Origin of the sequence: Streptococcus parasanguinis (assembly GCF_047465465.1) — a bacterium.
GTDB lineage: Bacteria > Bacillota > Bacilli > Lactobacillales > Streptococcaceae > Streptococcus > Streptococcus parasanguinis_AI.
The window spans coordinates 301,723-321,258 of record NZ_JASGZU010000002.1 but is presented as its reverse complement, the minus strand read 5'-3'; the positions used below and the strand labels follow the sequence as shown (position 1 = coordinate 321,258).

Here is a 19,536-nt window from a genome sequence, read left to right as displayed (position 1 = left end):
TTTTCTTATTTGAAAAATAAGAAGGATTGAATCCCTTTTACATATAGTAGAAGGGATTTTTGATGCAGAATCCTTGAAAATCTGAGGCTCTTGGATTATGATGGAGCTAATAGTAAGAAGCGTTCCTTGTGGGGAATGCAGGAAGCGAGGAAAAAAGATGGCAGAGATTTATCTAGCAGGTGGCTGTTTTTGGAGCTTAGAGGAATATTTTTCACGGATCCCCGGTGTAGAAGAGACGACGGTGGGCTATGCCAATGGCCAGGTAGAAACGACCAACTACCAACTGATCAAGGAAACGGATCATGCAGAAACTGTACAGGTCATCTACGATCCAGATAAAATCACCCTACGAGCGATTCTGCTCTACTATTTCCGTGTGATTGATCCCTTGTCCATTAACAAACAGGGAAATGATCGAGGCCGCCAATATCGAACCGGTGTCTATTATACAGACGAGGGAGATCATGAGGTGATTGCCCAAGTGTTTGAGGAAGAAGAGAAGCAACTGGGCAGTAAAATAGCTGTTGAGCTAGAGCCTTTGCGCCACTATATCCTAGCTGAGGACTATCATCAAGACTACCTTAAGAAGAATCCCGGAGGATATTGCCATATCGATGTGACGGATGCTGAGCAGCCCTTGATTGATCCGTCAGCCTATCAGAAGCCAGATCAAGAAACCTTAAAGGCAAAATTGACAGCAGAGCAGTATCAAGTCACCCAAGAAAGTGCGACGGAACGTCCGTTCCAGAATGCCTATGATCAGACCTTCGAAGAGGGGATCTATGTGGATATTACGACTGGAGAGCCTCTCTTCTTTGCCAAGGATAAGTTTGCGTCTGGCTGTGGATGGCCAAGTTTCTCTCGTCCCATTGCCAAAGATGTCGTCCACTATTACCAGGACCATAGCCACGGGATGGAGCGGATCGAAGTTCGTTCCCGCTCAGGCAATGCCCATCTCGGACATGTCTTCACCGATGGACCAAAAGACCAAGGTGGCCTACGCTATTGTATCAATTCGGCCTCTCTGCGCTTTATTCCAAAAGATGAAATGGAGCAAGAAGGTTATGGAAATTTGTTAAAGGCTTTGAAATAAGAGGGCCTTTCTAGTAGATCAAAAAACGGAGTTAATGATGAAAACAAGAAATTTGTGGTTAACGATTTTTTCACTTTCAGCTATGGTAACTCTGATTGGATTAGGATTTACTGCCTATAATCATTTTGTATTCCATCAACCTTTTATGAATCGGACGACAAAAGGGTTACTTTCGGCTTTTTTCCTAAGTCTTGTCATGGTTGCAATCAGCTTGTCCAAATCAAACGATAAGAAGTGATGATCGATCATTTACATGAATAACTGTGCAGGAGCAGGACAAAGAAGCGGTTCTAAACAATGGCGCTTCTGTTCTGCTCTCTTTTTTCTCTTCTTAAAAATTGTGATACAATGAAGAGAAAGTATTTCAATGACAGCTCAATTTGTTGGCGGATCATTGGAGAAACTAGGTACGAAGAAGAGGTAGGAATGTTAGAGAAGTGGGAGAGTGTGAAAGGGACTATCAAAACGATGGGAAAAGAGCTATCGGCAGCCTTTGACTGGGCTTTTGATCGTCTCTTTTCAAGGATTCAGCTGACCAATGAACAGTTTGTCTACGTGCTCTTGTCTGTTGTTTTCATCGTGGCCAATGCTATCTTGTGGGTGCAAAAGTTTCAAGGCTTTCCGATCACCGCAACGGAACGGCCAGAGCTTGTGTACAAGGCCAAGACACCGGCTGATCAGATTCCTCATACAGCTCGGATCATGGCCAATGGAGATCAGCTCTATCACGATCTGGTCTATATGAGTGCGCAAAAAGAAGATGGGACTTATGATTTTCATGAAAATTATGAGTATGTCAAACCCTGGCTACAAAAGGCGGATCTGGCCTTGGGCGATTTTGAGGGAACCATTAACCCGAATTACTATTTGTCAGGTTATCCTCTCTTTAATGCGCCGAGCGAAGTCGTACCAGCCATCAAGGATGCTGGTTATGATGTCATGGATTTGGGACACAACCACATCCTGGATTCAGGTCTAGAAGGGGTCTATTCGACAGCCAAGGCCTTTGAAGATGCCGGCATCACACCTATCGGTGTCTATACGCATGAAAAGAGAGGCCAGGCCCCCTTGGTGATCAAGGAAGTGAATGGCATCAAGATTGCTATTCTAGCCTACGCTTATGGGTTTAATGGAATGGAAACGACCCTTACTCCAGAAGAGCAAGCAGATGTCTTGTCTGATCTGGATGAAGAACGGATGAAGGCGGAGATCCAAAAGGCGGAGCAAGAGGCCGATATCACCATTGTCATGCCCCAGATGGGAATCGAGTACCAATTGGAGCCGACAGAAGAGCAAAAAGAGCTCTATCATAAGATGGTTTCTTGGGGAGCTGATATCGTCTTTGGTGGGCATCCCCATGTTGTGGAGCCTGCTGAAGTGGTCAATAAAGATGGTCAAAACAAGCTCATTATCTACTCGATGGGGAATTTCCTGTCCAATCAGCGTCTGGAAACTATGGGAGATGTGGAGACTGCCCAATGGACAGAGCGAGGAGTCTTGATGGATGTGACCATCGAAAAGGTCGGCCGCAAGACAAAGATCAAGACAGCTACTGCTCATCCAACCTGGGTCAGTCGGACTCCGAAGGGCACCTATTCTCCTGAAGGTTATGAGTTGTACAAGTACCAGACCTATATTTTGGAAGATTTTATCCAGGGTGGCAAATACCGCGACAAGCTGGATGAGGAGACCAAGGAGAGAGTGGACACGGCATACCGAGAAATGAAGGAACATGTCCACTTGGACTGGCCTCAGAGTGGAAAGGAATAGAGCATGGAAGGAAATGTGAACTGGATCCCGCTTGGGATCCTAGGATTGATCGTGGTGATTTGGGCAACCAAATTTCTTACAGCCATCCGCCTCAAGCAAAAGCTGAAGAAGGCTTGGGATGGAGCGCCTTTCTTTCGCAAGAAAGACACAGAAGAAAGTTTGATAGATAGTCTGGCTTATCCAGCTAAGGGAAAGACGATCGATAGCCAAGTGGATGATCAGACCTGGCATGATTTGGCTTTGGATGCGGTCTTTGATCAGCTCAACTATACCCAATCGAGCCTTGGAGCAGAGGCTCTCTATCAAAAGATGCGCCTGCTGGAATTCCAGCCTCAGGACCAGCTTCATGACGTAGAAGCCTTCTTTGAAGAGCATCCTGATTTGCGCCTCAAGGTCCAGGTCATTTTCAACCAACTGGGCAAGAAAAACCACAACATGGCGCGGAGCATTGTCGCAAATCCCGGCAAGCATTATGCAGGTTTACCCCTCTATCTAGCCTTGGCCTGTCTTCCCATTGTCTGCCTCTTTGCCATTCCCTTTGAACCAGTTGGGGCCATTACCCTCTTGATTATCAGTGTGGTCTTTAATATCGTCTTTTCGAGTTTGCGCAATTGGTCCAACAAAATCCGTCTGGACAATGTTAGCTATTTGGTCCGCATCTTTGCTTCGGCAGAACGCTTGAGCCATCTAGCCTTGCCACAACAAGAAGAATTGAAGCAAGCGGTCAAACCCTTTAAGAAAACGCGGATCCTTGCCAGTGTCTTGCAGAGTCCAACGGGGACTTCGGAAATGGAAATTATTCTCCTCTACCTCAACGTCCTCTTTTTACTCCCGCAGATCGCTCAGGTTTATATTTACAATCAGGTGAAGGCTCATCAAAAAGAGGCCCAGAAGCTTCTGGATCTCCTTGGAGAGATGGAAGTCGCCATTAGTCTCTTGCGCCATAAGCGGGATCTAGAAGTGGTCTGTGAGCCGGTCTTTATGGAGACAGGTGGCATTGAGGGCGAGACGCTCTATCATCCCTTGCTGTCTAATCCGATTGCCAATGATGTGCATTTTCAAAAAAACATGGTCATCAGTGGAGACAATGCTTCTGGGAAATCGACCTATTTGAAAACTGTCGCCATCAATGCCATTCTGGCTCAAGGCTTAGGTTTTGCCTATGGAGAAAGATTGGCCCTTCCTTACGGTCATGTCCTAACGGCTATGGATGTCAGCGATGATATTGAAGTTGGAGATAGCTACTTCATCACCGAAAGTAAAGCTATTTTGCGTATGATTCAGCATCTGAAAAAGCCTGGCTTTCACTACTTCTTTATTGACGAGCTCTTTAAAGGGACCAATACCATCGAGCGGATCGGATCAGGCCTTGGGATTGTCCGCTGGTTAGCTGCCCAAAACTGCCTCTACATGATCTCCAGTCATGATATTGAGCTGGTCGCAGCTTCTGGTGAGGTCAATGATAATTATCATTTTGACAGTCGCTATGTGGATGGCAAGATCGTCTTTGACTACCAGATCAAGCCAGGGTCAGCCGTGACCAAGAATGCGGTCAATACGCTAGAAAGCCTGCATTATCCAGAGGAGATTACGCAGACAGCCAAGGACTTGATTGACCAGTATGAAGAGACGGGCCACTGGTCTTTGAAAGAAATTGAAAAAGAATGAAAATGAACGAAGGAGTTTGTAAATGATCGGTTTGGGGACCTTCTATAATGCCTTAGGGGTCGTATTTGGTGGGCTTTTAGGATTGCTCATCGGTCAACGTTTGTCAGAAGATTTTCATGAGACCCTTCTGAAAGTGACAGGAGTTGCTGTTTTTGTCTTGGGCATCGCAGGGACCTTGGAAAAGATGCTGGTGGTGCATGGAAGTCATGTAGAAAGTCACGGCAGTATGATGTTGATTCTGAGTCTAGTGATCGGGACGGTGCTTGGGGAGCTCTTGAAAATTGAGGAGGGCTTGGAGCACCTCGGGATCTGGCTGAAGGAAAAGACGGGCAACCAAGGCGATACCAGCTTTGTTGATGCCTTTATGACCACGGCCTTGACCATTTGTATTGGGGCTATGGCGGTGGTCGGAGCTGTCCAGGATGGCCTGACAGGCGATACCTCGACCTTGTTGGCCAAGGCTATTCTCGATATGGTTATTGTTCTGGTCTTGACCGTTTCAAAAGGAAAGGGCGCGATCTTTGCGGTGGTCCCACTCGTGATCCTTCAGGGCTTGATCACACTTTTGGCTCATTTGATCGCACCGATCATGACCCCACAAGCCCTGTCCAATCTCTCACTGGTTGGCTCCAGCCTTATTCTCTGTGTGGGGATCAACCTCATCTGGGGCAAACGCATCAAGGTTGCCAATCTCCTGCCAGCAGTGCTGATTGCCATTATTTGGGCCTTTGTTGGCTGAAAAATAGAAGCTAAGCAGTAGCTTCAGATTTAAGACAAAGTCATATTAAAAACTTTCCTTAGGTGAGTACGGACGTCAGCGAACTTCTACGAAGTTCCATGACTAATTATTGAGCCCCTTCGCTCTTTAATTTCTGGGCTCAGGCTAAAACAGTTTCCCAAACTGTTTTACTCTCAATAATTCCGAGTGCCTGAAACGTTATTGTTTCAGGCACTTTTCTCACAACGGAAAGTTTCTAAGATAATTTTGTATCCAATCTGAATTATTTTCCTTTTCTTTTGCAAATACGGGAATTCATTTATGGAAAATCCGATTTTTGGTATGATAGTCGTAATTTCGAATAGGGAGGTTGGAGTCGCCATGAGTGATTTGAATCAGACAGTTAAATTTATTAAAGAAATCGAGAAATTAAAGTCGGTAACAAGGTTTAATAGAACCCTTGATGGACGGTTTGAAAATAGCGCTGAGCATTCCTGGCAGGGTGCGATAGCTGCGATGGTTCTTCAAGATTATTATCCTGAAAAATTGAATATGGAAAAGGTGATTTCTATGTTACTGATCCATGATTTAGGTGAGATTTATGCTGGAGATACTTGGGTGTTTGATGATGAAAAAAAGCTTCATGCTCATGATAGAGAGCTAGCATCTATAGAAAAAACAATGAGCCTCCTTCCAGAAGAAACATATTTGAATATGAAAAATTCTTGGTTGGAGTTTGAAAAAGGGCAGAGTCCTGAGGCAAGATATGCAAGAGTGATTGACGCATTGGTACCACTGATCAATCACTTGGAAGTATCAGAAGTCGATTATAATCCCGATCATATCCGTTCAGAGATGGTATTAGAAAAGAAAAAGTTCATAAAAAGTGAATCGGAAGAATTATGGAAACTGACAGAAGAGTTAATTCAGGAAAGTGTAGAAAAGGGCTTATATTTATAAGAAGATTCCTTGTCCTTTAGTAGGAACCTTCAGCCCAAGAGGTAGACACCTGTTTTCACGGGTGGTTTTGACTGGCTTGATCTGTGGTATAATGGAACCAGATAATTTACACCCTTTGAAAGGGAAAAGGTTAGATTGTATGATTAAGTTGATTGCAACAGATATGGATGGAACCTTATTAGATGAACGAGGAGAGGTGGACCTTCCGCGTCTGGAAAGGCTGTTGGACCACTTGGATCAAAAAGGGATTCGCTTTGTCATTGCGACGGGAAATGAAATCCATCGCATGCGCCAGCTCTTGGGTCCCTTGGTCAAGCGGGTGACCCTGGTCGTCGCTAACGGAGCTCGGATTTTTGAGAATGACCAGATGGTTCTAGGAAAATTCTGGGATCGGGAATTGGTGGAGGCGGTTCTTGCTTATTTTAAGGGCCGGGAAATTTCAGATCAATTGGTTGTATCAGCTGTCAATGGTGGCTTTGTCAAGGAAGGCACGGTCTTTACAGAAGTTGAAAAATTCATGCAGCCGGAAGTGATTGAAGCCTTGTACAAGCGAATGAAGTTTGTTCCGGAATTGACAGCCGATTTGTTTGACCAGGTGCTTAAAATGAGCTTGGTGGTTGGCTTGGATCGTCTTGATCAAGTGAGTCGGGAAGTCCAACAGGCTTTTGGAGATCAGCTCATGGCGGTTTCGAGCGGTTTCGGGAGCATGGATCTCTTACAAGCAGGTATTCACAAGGCTTGGGGACTGGCTCAATTAATGGAGAAATGGCAGCTTGATGCTAGTCAGGTTATGGCCTTTGGAGATAGCGGAAACGACATCGAAATGCTTGAAATGGCGGGTCACTCCTATGCGGTGGCCAATGCAGAAGAAGCTGTCAAGGCTGTTGCCAAACACCTAGCGCCGAGCCATCAAGAAGGCGGTGTCTACCAGGTGATCGAAGAGTATCTAGGATTGACCCCCTGGGAACAAGTGAAAGGAAAGAAGTAGATGGCGGTACAACTGTTAGAAGACTGGCTCTTAAAGGAGCAGGAGAAAATTTTAACAACCTATCGGGAGCTCAATCAAGCCCCTCTAAAGGAGCCTGGTTTGATCTTTATCGGAGACTCCATCGTAGAGTATTTCCCCATTCATGAACTATTACAAAGTCCCAAACACATGGTCAATCGAGGAGTACGAGGCTATAAGACGGATCTCCTTCGTGAGCATCTAGACGCCCATGTTTTTGGGACGGCGGTGGATCAGATCTTTCTCTTGATCGGGACCAATGATATCGGAAAAGAAATTCCTCAAAAGGAAACCTTGGACAACGTAGAAACGGTCTTACAAGCAATTATGAGAGATTTTCCGCTGACCCACATCAACCTGATCTCGGTTCTACCGGTGAGTCAAGAAGAGCGCTACAAACAAAAGGTCTATGTGCGGACCAATGAAAAAATTCAGGCCCTCAATCTGGCCTATCGCGAATTGGCTCAGGCCTACCACCAGGTCAGCTATGTCGATGTGTATTCGTCTTTATTGGATGAAGAGGGGCAGTTGGCAGAAGCCTATACGACAGATGGCCTTCATTTAAGTGTGGCTGGTTACCGCATTCTAGCCCAAGCTCTGCAGGAGATAGTATAGAGATAAAAATAGGGAGCGAAAAAGCCCAATCAGACAAATCTTCAAAGGAAGATTTGTTTTTTTTAAATCTTTTGGTTGACAAATGTAAATCTTAGGAGTAGAATAGCATCATAAGATTTACAAATGTAGATTTAGAAAGGAGAAGCCATGCAAATTTCCAATGCGGAATGGCGCATCATGAAAATTATCTGGATGGAAGGCAAGCAGACCAGCAGGGATTTGATCGCCGTCTTGTCCGAGCGCTTTGACTGGTCGAAGTCGACCATCAAGACCCTCTTGACGCGCTTGATTGAAAAGGGCTGTCTGACCAGAGAAAAATCTGGCAAAGCCTTTGTCTACTCGGCTTTGTTGAAGCAGGACCAGAGTTTAGACTTGGTGGTTGAGGAGGTGAAAGACAAGGTTTGCTCAAAAAGAATTGTCCAGGTGCTTGAAAACTTAATTCAGGAGAGTGACTTTACGCTGGCAGATCTTAATCAGCTGCAGCAGGTCCTGGAAGAAAAGAAAGCAGAGGCTGTCGAAACAGTCCCTTGCAATTGTATGTAATAGAAAGAAGGAAATTCCATGTTTGGATTGTTAATTAGTATTGTTTGTTTACTTGGGGTTGCTTTTATTGCTTGGTGGTTCTTTGCAGAGCATGAAAAGGTAAGCGACCACGCTCGTCAGAAATCAGGTTATCAAGAAATTGAAGTCGAAGTCATGGGGGGCTATTCGCCTGAAACCATCGTTCTGAAAAAGAATGTTCCAGCCCGGATCATCTTTAATCGCAAGGATCCATCTTCATGTCTGGCTCAAGTGATCTTTCCGGATTTTGGCGTTCATGAAGATTTGCCTTTAGGTGAAAAACATGTCATTGAAATTACGCCAGAAAAAGCGGGCGAATATGGGTATTCATGTGGAATGAACATGATGCATGGTCACATGATTGTGGAATAAAGGAGTAGGTATGGTAGAAAAACAAAAAGCAGTTGTGGAAAACGGAGTGCAAAAGATCCGTATTACAGCAGAAAAAGGCTATAGTCCAAAGGAATTTCAACTTCAAAAAGGGATCCCTGCTGAAATCACCTTCCATCGGGTCAATCCTTCCGGCTGTTACAAGGAAATTTTGTTTGAAGATCAGGGGATTTTAGAGCCTTTGGAAGTCGGTGTGGATAAGGTCATATCTTTTACCCCGACAGAAACAGGGGACTTCGAGTTTTCATGTGGAATGAAGATGCAAAAGGGTTCCTACACGGTTGTGGAAAAACGCCGTCGTGTCTTAGGTTTACTGGGTCGCTTTTGGATTACTAGTATCTTTACCCTTCCCTTATTGATCTTGATGATCGGGATGATGGCAGGATTTGTATCCCATCCAGTCAGTCGCTGGGGGACTTTTCTAGCGACAACGCCGATTATGCTAGTGGCAGGAGTTCCTTTTATCAAGAGTGCCTGGGCCTCATTTAAGAAGCACCATTCCAATATGGATACCTTGGTAGCTCTGGGAACCCTGGTAGCCTATGTCTATAGTGTATTTGCCCTTTTTACTGGTCAGCCAGTATACTTTGAGACTGCGGGTTTTATCATCTTCTTTATCCTCTTAGGGCAAATCTTTGAGGAACGGATGCGTAACAATGCCTCCGAGGCTGTGGAAAAGTTGTTGGATTTGCAGGCAAAAACGGCTCAAGTTCTCCGTGATGGGAACTATGTCGAGGTGGCGGCAGAAGATATCCAAATTGATGACTTGATTCGGGTCCGTCCTGGGGAAAAGATTGCGGTTGATGGGACGATTGTAGAAGGAAGTACGACCATTGATGAGTCGATGGTGACAGGTGAAAGCTTGCCTGTGGAAAAATCAGTTGGTGATGCAGTTATCGGCTCCACTATCAACAGCAATGGGACCATTCTCTTTAAGGCTGAAAAAGTCGGTAGTGAGACCCTCTTATCTCAAATTGTGGACTTTGTCAAAATGGCCCAATCCAGTCGTGCTCCCATTCAAGATTTAACGGATAAGATTTCAGGTATCTTTGTTCCAGTGGTGACGATTTTGGCCATTGCGACTTTCTGGGTTTGGTCCGTGCTTCTGGGCGCGTCGCTTCAAGAGGCCATGCTCTATGCAGTCTCTGTCCTCATTATTGCCTGTCCTTGTGCCCTTGGTTTGGCGACGCCGACTGCCCTGATGGTCGGAACCGGCCGTAGTGCCAAGATGGGGGTTCTGATTAAAAATGGAACCGTTCTTCAAGAAGTGCAAAAGATTCAAACCGTTGTGTTTGATAAGACAGGGACTATTACCATTGGCCAACCACTTGTAACCGATGTTGTAGGAGATGAAGCGCGTGTCTTGACACTGGCTGCTAGTCTTGAAACTTTTTCAGAACATCCCCTAGCGCAAGCGGTCTTATCACGAGCAGAAGAAAAAGGTTTGGTGCTAACCCCTGTGGAAAACTTCCAAGCGATCGAAGGAAAAGGGGTCCAAGGTCAGATCGACCAGCAGTTGGTGACCTTGGGAAATGGCAAACTTCATGACGGGACAGCGATGGATCCGGAGCTTGAAAAACGGATGGTAGAGTTGCAAGAGCAGGCCAAAACAGTGATCAGTTTGTCTGTGGATGGGCAAGTGATTGGCTTGATTGCCATTCAAGATGCTCCGAAGGCCAGCTCAAAAGAAGCGATCAAAAAGCTCAAAGAACGGGGCTTGAAAACGGTCATGTTAACAGGGGATAATGAACGGGTGGCCCAAGCTATTGCTAAGCAAGTGGGCATTGATACCGTGATCGCTGATGTGCTCCCTCAAGAAAAAGCCAGCGCCATCCAAAAACTGCAAGAAAGCAGTAAGGTAGCCTTTGTGGGAGATGGGATCAATGATGCTCCAGCTCTTTCGATCGCCGATGTCGGAATTGCTATGGGATCTGGAACGGATATTGCGATCGAGTCCGGTGGCATCGTGCTCACGCAAAATGATTTGCTTGGAGTTGTGCGCGCCTTTGACATGAGTCAAAAGACCTTCCGTCGCATCTTACTCAATCTCTTCTGGGCCTCTATCTACAATATCCTTGGGATTCCAATTGCTGCTGGAGTCTTTGTAGGACTGGGATTGACCCTCAATCCAGAACTAGCAGGTCTTGCTATGGCCCTTAGTTCTGTGTCTGTTTTGACTAGCTCGCTGCTTCTCAATGTTGCGAAAATTGATTAACGAAAATAAGAAGTGATACAGAATTCTGTATCACTCTTTTTCTCTTTTACCTAGAGCGACGAGGGAAAAGAGGAGGTATCAAATTATAGTAAAATACCCTATTGTAGGATAGTTTGTGAAAATTTCTCAAAAAGAGCATCTGTTATGGAATAGGGATTGAGCATCTCTGAGCAGATCCTTATACATGTGAATCTCTTTGTGATAAATTAATACTGTAATCGTTTTGTAAATCGTTTTCATGAGAAAAGTCAGAAAAAACTCATTTTCAAGGCGAGATGATCACAAAGATGAAGTAGAAGCGCTATGCTGCATTTTAAGGGATCAAAATAGAATTAAAGGAGAGTTAGAATGACTCAAGGGAAAATTACTGCATCTGCAGCAATGCTTAATGTATTGAAAACATGGGGCGTAGATACGATCTACGGTATCCCATCTGGAACACTTAGCTCACTTATGGACGCTTTGGCTGAAGACAAAGATATCCGTTTCTTGCAAGTTCGTCACGAAGAAACTGGTGCTCTTGCAGCGGTTATGCAAGCTAAATTTGGTGGCTCTATCGGGGTTGCAGTTGGTTCAGGTGGACCTGGTGCGACTCACTTGATCAACGGTGTTTACGATGCAGCTATGGATAACACTCCATTCCTTGCCATTCTTGGATCACGTCCAGTTAATGAATTGAACATGGATGCTTTTCAAGAATTGAACCAAAACCCAATGTACAACGGTATCGCTGTTTACAACAAACGTGTAGCTTACGTAGAACAATTGCCAAAAGTAATCGATGAAGCTTGCCGTGCTGCCGTTTCTAAAAAAGGTCCAGCCGTTGTTGAAATTCCAGTAAACTTTGGTTTCCAAGAAATCGACGAAAACTCATACTACGGATCAGGTTCTTATGAACGTCACTTTATCGCTCCTGCCTTGAACGAAGTGGAAATTGACAAAGCAGTTGAAATCTTGAACAATGCTGAACGTCCAGTGATCTACGCTGGTTTCGGTGGAGTTGGTGCGGGTGATGTCATCACTGAATTGTCACGCAAGATTAAAGCACCAATCATTACAACTGGTAAAAACTTCGAGGCCTTCGAATGGAACTACGAAGGGTTGACAGGTTCTGCATACCGTGTTGGTTGGAAACCAGCCAACGAAGTAGTCTTTGAAGCGGACACAGTTCTTTTCCTTGGTTCAAACTTCCCATTTGCTGAAGTATACGAAGCCTTCAAGAACACTGAAAAATTCATCCAAGTGGATATCGACCCTTACAAACTTGGGAAACGACATGCCCTTGACGCTTCAATCCTTGGAGATGCAGGTCAAGCAGCTAAAGCTATCCTTGACAAAGTGAATCCAGTTGAATCTACTCCATGGTGGCGTGCAAACGTTAAGAATAACCAAAACTGGCGTGATTACATGAACAAACTCGAAGGTAAAACTGAGGGTGAATTGCAATTGTATCAAGTTTACAATGCAATCAATAAACATGCTGATCAAGACGCTATCTATTCAATCGACGTAGGTGACACTACTCAAACATCTACTCGTCACCTTCACATGACACCTAAGAACATGTGGCGTACATCTCCACTCTTTGCGACAATGGGTATTGCCCTTCCTGGTGGTATCGCTGCTAAGAAAGACAATCCAGATCGCCAAGTATGGAACATCATGGGTGACGGTGCATTCAACATGTGCTACCCAGACGTGATCACTAACGTTCAATACGACCTTCCAGTTATCAACGTTGTCTTCTCAAATGGTAAATATGCCTTCATCAAGGACAAATACGAAGACACAAACAAACACTTGTTTGGTTGTGACTTCCCTAATGCTGACTATGCGAAAATCGCTGAAGCGCAAGGTGCTGTAGGGTTCACTGTAAACCGTATCGAAGATATCGATGCAGTTGTTGCAGAAGCTGTTAAATTGAACAAAGAAGGTAAAACTGTTGTTATTGATGCTCACATCACACCACACCGTCCACTTCCAGTAGAGGTACTTGAGTTGGATCCAAAACAACACTCAGAAGAAGCAATCAAAGCCTTCAAGGAAAAATACGAAGCAGAAGAACTCGTACCATTCCGTCTCTTCTTGGAAGAAGAAGGATTGCAATCACGCGCAATTAAATAATTCTTCTTGTCGAAAATCAAATGTAAACTGCGTTATCTTCACCTTTCCGTACTCTAGTACTGCCTGCGGTTCGATGCCTTGTTTATTCTTAGATTTTCTTAGAGAAAAACATAAAAGATCGGAGCTATCCGGTCTTTTTGTGGAGGATAAGAAATGAATTTAAATCAATTAGATATTATCGTTTCAGATGTTACCCAAGTTTGTGCTAGCTTGGAGCGTATTTTGGATAAAAAAGCCGATTATGTTGACGACAGTTTTGCTCAGTTTACGATTGGCAGTCACTGTCTCATGTTGTCCCAAAATCATTTGATTCCTTTGGAAAATTTTCAGTCAGGAATCATTCTTCATGTCGAGGTTGAGGATCTAAATCAGAATTACCAACGGTTGAAAGATCTTGGTATCCAGGTTTTAAACGGACCAGCTGTAACAGATTGGGGAACAGAAAGTCTGCTAGTTGAAGGCCCTGCCGGTCTAGTCATTGATTTTTATCGTATGAAGTAGGATGCTTAGTCATTTGAAGTTAACCATAATGATTCTTAAAACAGAATATGAACTAATAAAAGATCGGAGTCATCCGGTCTTTTTGTGTTGCGCATGTATAGGAGTTTTCTTAGTATAGTATCAGTTTTTTCCTAGGATCTTGTAAGATTTTTTGGAGAGAGAAGAGTATAATAGAACTATCAAATCAAGTGAGGTGGGGAGATGACCGACAAACTTCAATTTCCAGATGGTTTCCTTTGGGGTGGAGCGACGGCTGCTAACCAGTGTGAGGGAGCTTATACTGAAGATGGCCGTGGCTTGGCCAATGTGGATGTGGTGCCGATTGGGCCTGATCGTCACGCCATTATTACGGGTCAGAAAAAGATGTTCGATTTTGAAGAGGGCTATTTTTATCCGGCTAAGGATGGCATTGATATGTACCATCGCTACAAGGAAGACATTGCCCTCTTTGGGGAAATGGGCTTTAAAACCTATCGTTTGTCCATTGCCTGGTCTCGGATTTTCCCAAAAGGAGATGAACTAGAGCCAAACGAAGCAGGTCTACAGTTCTATGAAAACCTCTTTAAGGAGTGCCATAAGTATGGCATTGAACCCTTGGTGACCATTACCCACTTTGACTGTCCCATGCATTTGATTACCGAGTATGGAGGTTGGCGCAGTCGTAAGATGTTGGAATGTTATGAACGTCTCTGCCGGACCCTCTTCACTCGCTACAAGGGCTTGGTCAAATACTGGCTAACCTTTAATGAGATCAATATGATCCTTCATGCGCCTTTTATGGGAGCAGGTCTCTGCTTTGAAGAAGGGGAGAATGAGGAGCAGGTCAAATACCAGGCGGCTCACCATGAGTTGGTCGCTTCAGCCATTGCTACCAAGCTAGCCCATGAGATTGATCCCAACAATAAGGTGGGCTGTATGTTGGCAGCTGGGCAAAACTATCCGCATACCTGTGCTCCGCGAGATGTCTGGGCTGGTCTAGAAGAAGACCGCAAGAACTATTTCTTTATCGATGTGCAGGCGCGTGGGGAATACCCTAACTATGCTAAGAAAGAGTGGGAACGTCAGGGAATCACGGTTGAGATGACGGAGCAGGACCTGCAATTGTTGAAAGATCATACAGTGGACTTTATTTCCTTCTCCTACTATGCCAGTCGGGTCGCTTCAGGGGATCCAGCTGAAAGGGAGAAAACAGCGGGTAATATTTTTGCCTCTTTGAAGAACCCCTATCTAGAAAGCTCGGAATGGGGTTGGCAGATTGACCCTCTTGGTCTCCGCATTACGCTGAACACCATCTGGGATCGTTATCAAAAGCCGATGTTTATCGTGGAAAATGGACTTGGTGCAGTGGATACTCCAGATGAAAATGGCTATGTAGCTGATGATTACCGGATTGACTACCTGGCTGCCCATGTCAAGGCCATGCGAGATGCTATCCATGAAGATGGTGTTGTCCTCTGGGGCTATACGACTTGGGGCTGTATTGACCTGGTCTCTGCCGGGACTGGAGAAATGAAGAAGCGCTATGGCTTTATCTATGTGGATAGGGACAATGAAGGCAAGGGAAGCTTGGATCGCTCCCGTAAGAAATCCTTCTATTGGTACAAAGAAGTCATTGCGACCAATGGGGCTTCTGTTGAATAGACGTCTCCTGTACTGCTTCACCATCTTCTGGATGACTCACTGATAGTAAACTAAAAAGCTTAGAATCCCAACCACAAGCTGGGGGCCTAAGCTTTTTGTATGTAGTTTAGCCAAGTCATTACGGATTTACTGGTCGTAATCTAAGACATTGTTCTCGATGACAAACTTAGATTCAGCGGAAATGTTGGCTTCTCCTAGTTGCAACTGAGAACTTCCGTCTGGCTTCATGATGTGCCACTGACCGTCCTTGTGGGCAAAGATAGCCTGAAATGTGACGTTATCACTCTTGTCTCGAATAGGTAGAACAAATGCTTGATCAGTATTCTCTAAGAGAATCTCTTCTTTTTTTTCAAAGTTATAGATATAAAATTGCCCAGTTCTTTGTCCCAAACCATGGAGTTCATCGACTTTTTGCCAATTCTCAAACTTATTCCGAACAAGGGATTCATTATAAATCTTGTTGAAGGTTTCGTTGCGTTTCTTCGTTTCTTCCTCGTCTAGTGTTTTCTGAAACTCTGCAACCTTTTTAGTCGTTTGAATGGTTTGTCTGTTTTGCTCCCTGATTTGCTGGCGGTGGATGACTCGCATCATTCTTGCAGCAACGCCCAGGATGACAAGGATGGATACAAGACTGATTTTAGTTTTAGCATGATTTTTCATAGATGAGTCTCCCTATTGTGTCATTGGTCCTATTATACCCTTTGAAAGAAAAGATCGTCAAGTTCATCTTGTGATGATCTAACATGCAGATCTAGCTGGGTACAATAGAATTTTATCAGATTTTCATTGACGAAGGTCCCTTTATTTGATAGGCTAGGGGAATAGAACTGATTTCGCAAGAAAAGAAAAAAGGAGCGAGGCAAGTGACACGGATTTTATTAATCGAGGATAATAATGATATCCAAGAAATTTTATACAGTCTCTTAAGTGAAGATCATGAGGTCCTTCAGGCTTTTTCAGGTACAGAAGGGCTGCGGCTCTTCCAGCAAGAAGCCGTTGATTTGGTCCTTCTGGATATCATGCTTCCAGGGAAAAATGGGGATCAGGTCCTTGAGGAGATCCGTTTGCAGAGTCAGACACCGGTTATCATGATGACCGCTCTGGGAGACAAACACCTCATTAGCCAGTATCTCCTTGCAGGTGCCAATGATTATATTGTCAAGCCCTTTAATCTGGACGAAGTGGCGGCTCGGGTGACGGTGCAGTTGAGAAATCAACCGACGGTAGCACAGGAATCTCAAGCGTCGCAAAAGCGATCCTTTAAGAATTTGGTCTTAAATCCAGAAACCTTTGAACTGGAGTCCGGCGAACAGACGCTTCGATTGGGCAAAAAAGAATTTCAAATTTTTGAGACCTTGCTGGCGCATCCAAAGAAGATTTTCACCAAAGAAGAATTGTATGAAGCTGTCTGGGAAGAAGTCTATCTGCCTGGAGACAATACCCTCAATGCCCAATTAAGCAATCTTCGAAAGAAAATTGCCCAGCTTGACCCAGATGAGGACTATATTGAAACGGTCTGGGGCTTGGGTGTTCGCTTGAAAGGAGACAAGTAATGTGGGTTTTAGTTCTAATTCTTGTCGTCCTTGTCCTTCTCTTGGGACTGGGCTACCTTCGCCTACTCTCTGCTCTCAAAGATTTGCAGGAGCAGATTCAACAGAAGCTCCAAAATGGGAGTGGAGTACGGTTAACGTCACGTGTTTCAAAAAAAGAATTGGTCGCCTTGACCAAGCAGGTCAGTGATCTCTTTGAACAGATCGAGCGGACCAATCGGATTGCCTTTCAAGAGAAGAAAACCTTGGATATGGCCATCAGTAATATTGCACACGATATTCGGACACCTTTGACCATTGCTTCGGGCTATACCCAACAAATCATAAAAGGAGGGACGCAAGAAGAGGAAAAGCTGAAGAAAATTGCTTCCAATCTTCAAGTCGTCTCCAAACGCTTGGAATCTCTCTTGGAGTACAGACGCTTGATGGAGGGAGCCATCCAGCCTCGGCTTTCAGACGTCAATCTCAGCCAAGTGCTAACCCAGCAGTTATTCCAGTATTATGATAGCTTGTCTGAGGCGGGGATTGCCTTAGAGGTAGAGTTAGAAGAGCATCTTCATTACGCTACGGATCCGGAGCTCTGGGAGCGCCTCTTGCAAAATATGCTCAGCAATGTCCTCAAGCATGGGAAGGAGCAGGCGCGTTTGACCCTGATGTCGGATGAGGACACGATTCGGGTCGAGCTGCGCAATATTGTGCAACAACCGATCCAGCACTTAGACCAATTGGCTAGTCGATTCTACTCTGAAAATCTCTCGGATACAGAGGAGTCTTCTGGCTTGGGTCTCTACATTATTCAAAATTTTGTAGAGATCTTAGGGGGAGACTTGCAACTGGCAACGGAGGCAGACTGGTTTATCTTGACCATTACACTAAGAAAAAAGGCTTGAGCACTGCTCAAGTCTTTTTGTTATAAATCTTTGTGTTTAAAAGTAGCCAGTCCTAGGAAGCCGAAAACAAGGATGAATCCAAGGGCGATCGAGAGGGTGTTGGTTGTTGCTGTTGTGCTCTGTACCATGGAATATTGGAATTCCAAGTTTAGATAGTGGAGAATATCAATATCTTTAAGGAAGAGCGCAGGAAGGCTTAAGAGGATATTTCCAATGAAGTAGCCAACGAAGGCCAAGGTGATGGATTGGCTGGCATAAAGAAGGAAGGAAATGATGCTGACCCAAGCCAAGGTGGAAAGGAACTGAATCAGCACGGTCAGTCCAAAATGAGCCAAGAAGTGCTCTGGCATGGTGCCAAGTCCATTGTAGAGCGTCGCGATCAAGAAGACGAGACCATAAGAAACAAGAAATTGGAAGAGAGCAATGGTCAGAACAACGGCGCTTTTGGCAAAGTAGTAACTGGTGCGAGAAACGCCATAGGCCAGACTATTCTTGTATAAGTTTTGCGTTAAGTCTGTTCCCAGGACCAAGGTGATGACAATAATGGTAAAGAGGATGGTCACACTGATGCTGGAAGAGTAGTTGGTCAAAGCTTTAAAGCCTGTCCAAACTTCGGTCGCTTGGGGCAATTTGGATTCCGTATTGACGCCGACGTGGCCAGTAGCTCCAAAGATGACTCCAGACAGGATGTTGAGAACGAGAATGGCTTCTGTAATCCAAAAACCTTTGGAGCGAAAAAGTCTGTAAAAATCTGCTTGAATGGTATGCAACATGATAAATCTCCTAAATGAAATATGTGGGATAGGTAATAGAGGAAGACGGTGATTGGACTAGTCTACCAAGTCCGTAAAGAATTTTTCCAGATCTTGGCGGGCATAGTAGATTTCGTCCACGTCAATATCGGCTTGAACGAGGGCTTTGACAATGACTTTAATATCGTGAGTCTGTCCGAAGATATGGATTTCTCCATCCTTATCGATGACCTTGATGCGGTGATGGAGTTGATCCTGAATCAGTTGACTCGCAAGGGCTAGCTGGCTAGTCTTGAGGATGATGTAGTCTTCTCCTTGTTCTTCGAATTCAGCCTTGCTAATTTCTTTGATCAGGCGTCCTTGGTCGACAATACCAAAGCGATTGGCAACCAGATAGAGTTCGGAGAGGATGTGACTGGAAATGAGGATGGTCATGCCGAGTTCATCATTGAGGCGTTTGATCATCTGACGGAATTCCTTGATTCCGACTGGATCAAGGCCATTGATGGGTTCGTCCAGAATAAGGAAATCTGGCTTAGCAATGAGAGCAATCGCAATTCCCAACCGTTGTTTCATTCCTAGTGAGAAGTCACGGAATTTCTTCTTACCCGTATTATTCAGGCCAACATAGTTCAGGGTTTCTTTGATGACCTGGTCGGGATTGGGGATATGGCGAGCCTTGCAATAGTAGACCAGGTTTTGATAAGCGGTCATATGCTTATGGGCCACGGGACTCTCAATGACGGATCCAACCCGTTTAAGCGCTTGGGTCCACTGGGAGCGATTTGTAGAAGCAAAGAGAGAGACGCTTCCATCAGTTTCTTGAATCAGCTGGGTGATGACCTTGATGAGGGTGGTTTTCCCTGCACCATTTTTGCCGATCAGGCCGTAGACGTCGCCTTTGCGAATGGTGAGATTCACATCATTTAAGGCGTATTGATGACCAAATTTTTTACTCAAATGGGAAATTTCTAATACTTTTTCCATGGTTTTCTCCTTCGTCCAAATGACTAGTTGTTTTCTTTACACTCTTAGTATACAGCTTGCTTTTCAAATAACTATCAAGCAATTCTCAAATATTT

18 protein-coding genes are annotated in these 19,536 nt (G+C 44.7%); 15 read left to right on the top strand and 3 right to left on the bottom strand.

The window, feature by feature from the left end:
* Positions 1 to 157 precede the first annotated feature (157 nt).
* From msrB to QM351_RS05850, 13 genes are all read left to right on the top strand, one after another.
* Positions 158 to 1,093 carry a peptide-methionine (R)-S-oxide reductase MsrB gene (gene msrB, locus QM351_RS05910; RefSeq protein WP_414326961.1) on the top strand — a complete coding sequence of 312 codons (936 nt, stop codon included), beginning with the start codon at positions 158 to 160 and terminating at the stop codon, positions 1,091 to 1,093.
* Positions 1,094 to 1,519: 426 nt separating this feature from the next.
* The gene (locus QM351_RS05905) at positions 1,520 to 2,863 is read left to right on the top strand and encodes a CapA family protein (protein ID WP_414326959.1); all 1,344 of its coding nucleotides are present in this window, start codon (positions 1,520 to 1,522) and stop codon (positions 2,861 to 2,863) included.
* 3 nt (positions 2,864 to 2,866) lie between these two features.
* A complete protein-coding gene (locus tag QM351_RS05900) occupies positions 2,867 to 4,531 on the top strand; it encodes a MutS-related protein (RefSeq protein ID WP_118227832.1) in 1,665 nt (554 codons plus the stop codon).
* Between the two features lie 22 nt (positions 4,532 to 4,553).
* Positions 4,554 to 5,270: a DUF554 domain-containing protein gene (locus tag QM351_RS05895; protein WP_118227833.1), complete on the top strand. Its 717-nt coding sequence runs from the start codon at positions 4,554 to 4,556 to the stop codon at positions 5,268 to 5,270.
* Between the two features lie 360 nt (positions 5,271 to 5,630).
* Positions 5,631 to 6,209, top strand: coding sequence for an HD domain-containing protein (locus QM351_RS05890; RefSeq protein ID WP_070675435.1), 579 nt, complete (start codon positions 5,631 to 5,633; stop codon positions 6,207 to 6,209).
* A gap of 139 nt (positions 6,210 to 6,348) precedes the next feature.
* Complete coding sequence (locus tag QM351_RS05885) at positions 6,349 to 7,197, top strand: Cof-type HAD-IIB family hydrolase (protein WP_118227834.1); 849 nt, start codon at positions 6,349 to 6,351, stop codon at positions 7,195 to 7,197.
* Positions 7,198 to 7,830, top strand: coding sequence for an SGNH/GDSL hydrolase family protein (locus tag QM351_RS05880; RefSeq protein ID WP_118227835.1), 633 nt, complete (start codon positions 7,198 to 7,200; stop codon positions 7,828 to 7,830). It abuts the gene before it with no gap.
* A gap of 147 nt (positions 7,831 to 7,977) precedes the next feature.
* The gene (locus QM351_RS05875; protein ID WP_118227836.1) at positions 7,978 to 8,373 is read left to right on the top strand and encodes a CopY/TcrY family copper transport repressor; all 396 of its coding nucleotides are present in this window, start codon (positions 7,978 to 7,980) and stop codon (positions 8,371 to 8,373) included.
* Between the two features lie 18 nt (positions 8,374 to 8,391).
* Positions 8,392 to 8,763 (top strand): cupredoxin domain-containing protein, encoded by a 372-nt coding sequence (locus QM351_RS05870; RefSeq protein WP_118227837.1) that lies wholly within the window; start codon positions 8,392 to 8,394, stop codon positions 8,761 to 8,763.
* Between the two features lie 10 nt (positions 8,764 to 8,773).
* Positions 8,774 to 10,996: a heavy metal translocating P-type ATPase gene (locus tag QM351_RS05865; protein WP_414326955.1), complete on the top strand. Its 2,223-nt coding sequence runs from the start codon at positions 8,774 to 8,776 to the stop codon at positions 10,994 to 10,996.
* Between the two features lie 348 nt (positions 10,997 to 11,344).
* Complete coding sequence (gene spxB, locus QM351_RS05860; RefSeq protein ID WP_414326954.1) at positions 11,345 to 13,120, top strand: pyruvate oxidase; 1,776 nt, start codon at positions 11,345 to 11,347, stop codon at positions 13,118 to 13,120.
* Between the two features lie 153 nt (positions 13,121 to 13,273).
* On the top strand, positions 13,274 to 13,621 hold the full coding sequence (locus QM351_RS05855; protein WP_414326952.1) for a VOC family protein: 348 nt from the start codon (positions 13,274 to 13,276) through the stop codon (positions 13,619 to 13,621).
* Between the two features lie 201 nt (positions 13,622 to 13,822).
* Positions 13,823 to 15,262 carry a 6-phospho-beta-glucosidase gene (locus tag QM351_RS05850; RefSeq protein WP_414326950.1) on the top strand — a complete coding sequence of 480 codons (1,440 nt, stop codon included), beginning with the start codon at positions 13,823 to 13,825 and terminating at the stop codon, positions 15,260 to 15,262.
* Between the two features lie 126 nt (positions 15,263 to 15,388).
* Here QM351_RS05850 and QM351_RS05845 read toward each other — a convergent pair whose 3' ends face one another.
* A complete protein-coding gene (locus tag QM351_RS05845; protein WP_371496234.1) occupies positions 15,389 to 15,922 on the bottom strand; it encodes a hypothetical protein in 534 nt (177 codons plus the stop codon).
* 203 nt (positions 15,923 to 16,125) lie between these two features.
* Between QM351_RS05845 and QM351_RS05840 the strand changes: the two genes are divergently transcribed.
* Together QM351_RS05840 and QM351_RS05835 are read left to right on the top strand one after the other, a co-directional pair.
* Entirely contained in the window at positions 16,126 to 16,815 is a 690-nt protein-coding gene (locus QM351_RS05840; RefSeq protein WP_070586883.1) for a response regulator transcription factor, read from the top strand.
* Complete coding sequence (locus QM351_RS05835; protein ID WP_414326947.1) at positions 16,815 to 17,702, top strand: sensor histidine kinase; 888 nt, start codon at positions 16,815 to 16,817, stop codon at positions 17,700 to 17,702. The genes QM351_RS05840 and QM351_RS05835 overlap by 1 nt, the downstream gene beginning before the upstream one ends.
* 20 nt (positions 17,703 to 17,722) lie before the next feature.
* Here QM351_RS05835 and QM351_RS05830 read toward each other — a convergent pair whose 3' ends face one another.
* Both QM351_RS05830 and QM351_RS05825 read right to left on the bottom strand, forming a co-directional pair.
* Positions 17,723 to 18,475 carry an ABC transporter permease gene (locus QM351_RS05830; protein ID WP_006595651.1) on the bottom strand — a complete coding sequence of 251 codons (753 nt, stop codon included), beginning with the start codon at positions 18,473 to 18,475 and terminating at the stop codon, positions 17,723 to 17,725.
* A gap of 57 nt (positions 18,476 to 18,532) precedes the next feature.
* A complete protein-coding gene (locus tag QM351_RS05825) occupies positions 18,533 to 19,441 on the bottom strand; it encodes an ABC transporter ATP-binding protein (RefSeq protein WP_070505273.1) in 909 nt (302 codons plus the stop codon).
* Between the last annotated feature and the right edge of the window lie 95 nt (positions 19,442 to 19,536).

What these genes read in the sequence shown, in the direction of transcription:
- msrB (WP_414326961.1), top strand. Translation starts at nt 158, where the DNA reads ATGGCAGAGATTTATCTAGCAGGTGGCTGTTTTTGGAGCTTAGAGGAA.
- QM351_RS05905 (WP_414326959.1), top strand. Translation starts at nt 1,520, where the DNA reads ATGTTAGAGAAGTGGGAGAGTGTGAAAGGGACTATCAAAACGATGGGA.
- QM351_RS05900 (WP_118227832.1), top strand. Translation starts at nt 2,867, where the DNA reads ATGGAAGGAAATGTGAACTGGATCCCGCTTGGGATCCTAGGATTGATC.
- QM351_RS05895 (WP_118227833.1), top strand. Translation starts at nt 4,554, where the DNA reads ATGATCGGTTTGGGGACCTTCTATAATGCCTTAGGGGTCGTATTTGGT.
- QM351_RS05890 (WP_070675435.1), top strand. Translation starts at nt 5,631, where the DNA reads ATGAGTGATTTGAATCAGACAGTTAAATTTATTAAAGAAATCGAGAAA.
- QM351_RS05885 (WP_118227834.1), top strand. Translation starts at nt 6,349, where the DNA reads ATGATTAAGTTGATTGCAACAGATATGGATGGAACCTTATTAGATGAA.
- QM351_RS05880 (WP_118227835.1), top strand. Translation starts at nt 7,198, where the DNA reads ATGGCGGTACAACTGTTAGAAGACTGGCTCTTAAAGGAGCAGGAGAAA.
- QM351_RS05875 (WP_118227836.1), top strand. Translation starts at nt 7,978, where the DNA reads ATGCAAATTTCCAATGCGGAATGGCGCATCATGAAAATTATCTGGATG.
- QM351_RS05870 (WP_118227837.1), top strand. Translation starts at nt 8,392, where the DNA reads ATGTTTGGATTGTTAATTAGTATTGTTTGTTTACTTGGGGTTGCTTTT.
- QM351_RS05865 (WP_414326955.1), top strand. Translation starts at nt 8,774, where the DNA reads ATGGTAGAAAAACAAAAAGCAGTTGTGGAAAACGGAGTGCAAAAGATC.
- spxB (WP_414326954.1), top strand. Translation starts at nt 11,345, where the DNA reads ATGACTCAAGGGAAAATTACTGCATCTGCAGCAATGCTTAATGTATTG.
- QM351_RS05855 (WP_414326952.1), top strand. Translation starts at nt 13,274, where the DNA reads ATGAATTTAAATCAATTAGATATTATCGTTTCAGATGTTACCCAAGTT.
- QM351_RS05850 (WP_414326950.1), top strand. Translation starts at nt 13,823, where the DNA reads ATGACCGACAAACTTCAATTTCCAGATGGTTTCCTTTGGGGTGGAGCG.
- QM351_RS05845 (WP_371496234.1), bottom strand. Translation starts at nt 15,922, where the DNA reads ATGAAAAATCATGCTAAAACTAAAATCAGTCTTGTATCCATCCTTGTC.
- QM351_RS05835 (WP_414326947.1), top strand. Translation starts at nt 16,815, where the DNA reads ATGTGGGTTTTAGTTCTAATTCTTGTCGTCCTTGTCCTTCTCTTGGGA.
- QM351_RS05830 (WP_006595651.1), bottom strand. Translation starts at nt 18,475, where the DNA reads ATGTTGCATACCATTCAAGCAGATTTTTACAGACTTTTTCGCTCCAAA.
- QM351_RS05825 (WP_070505273.1), bottom strand. Translation starts at nt 19,441, where the DNA reads ATGGAAAAAGTATTAGAAATTTCCCATTTGAGTAAAAAATTTGGTCAT.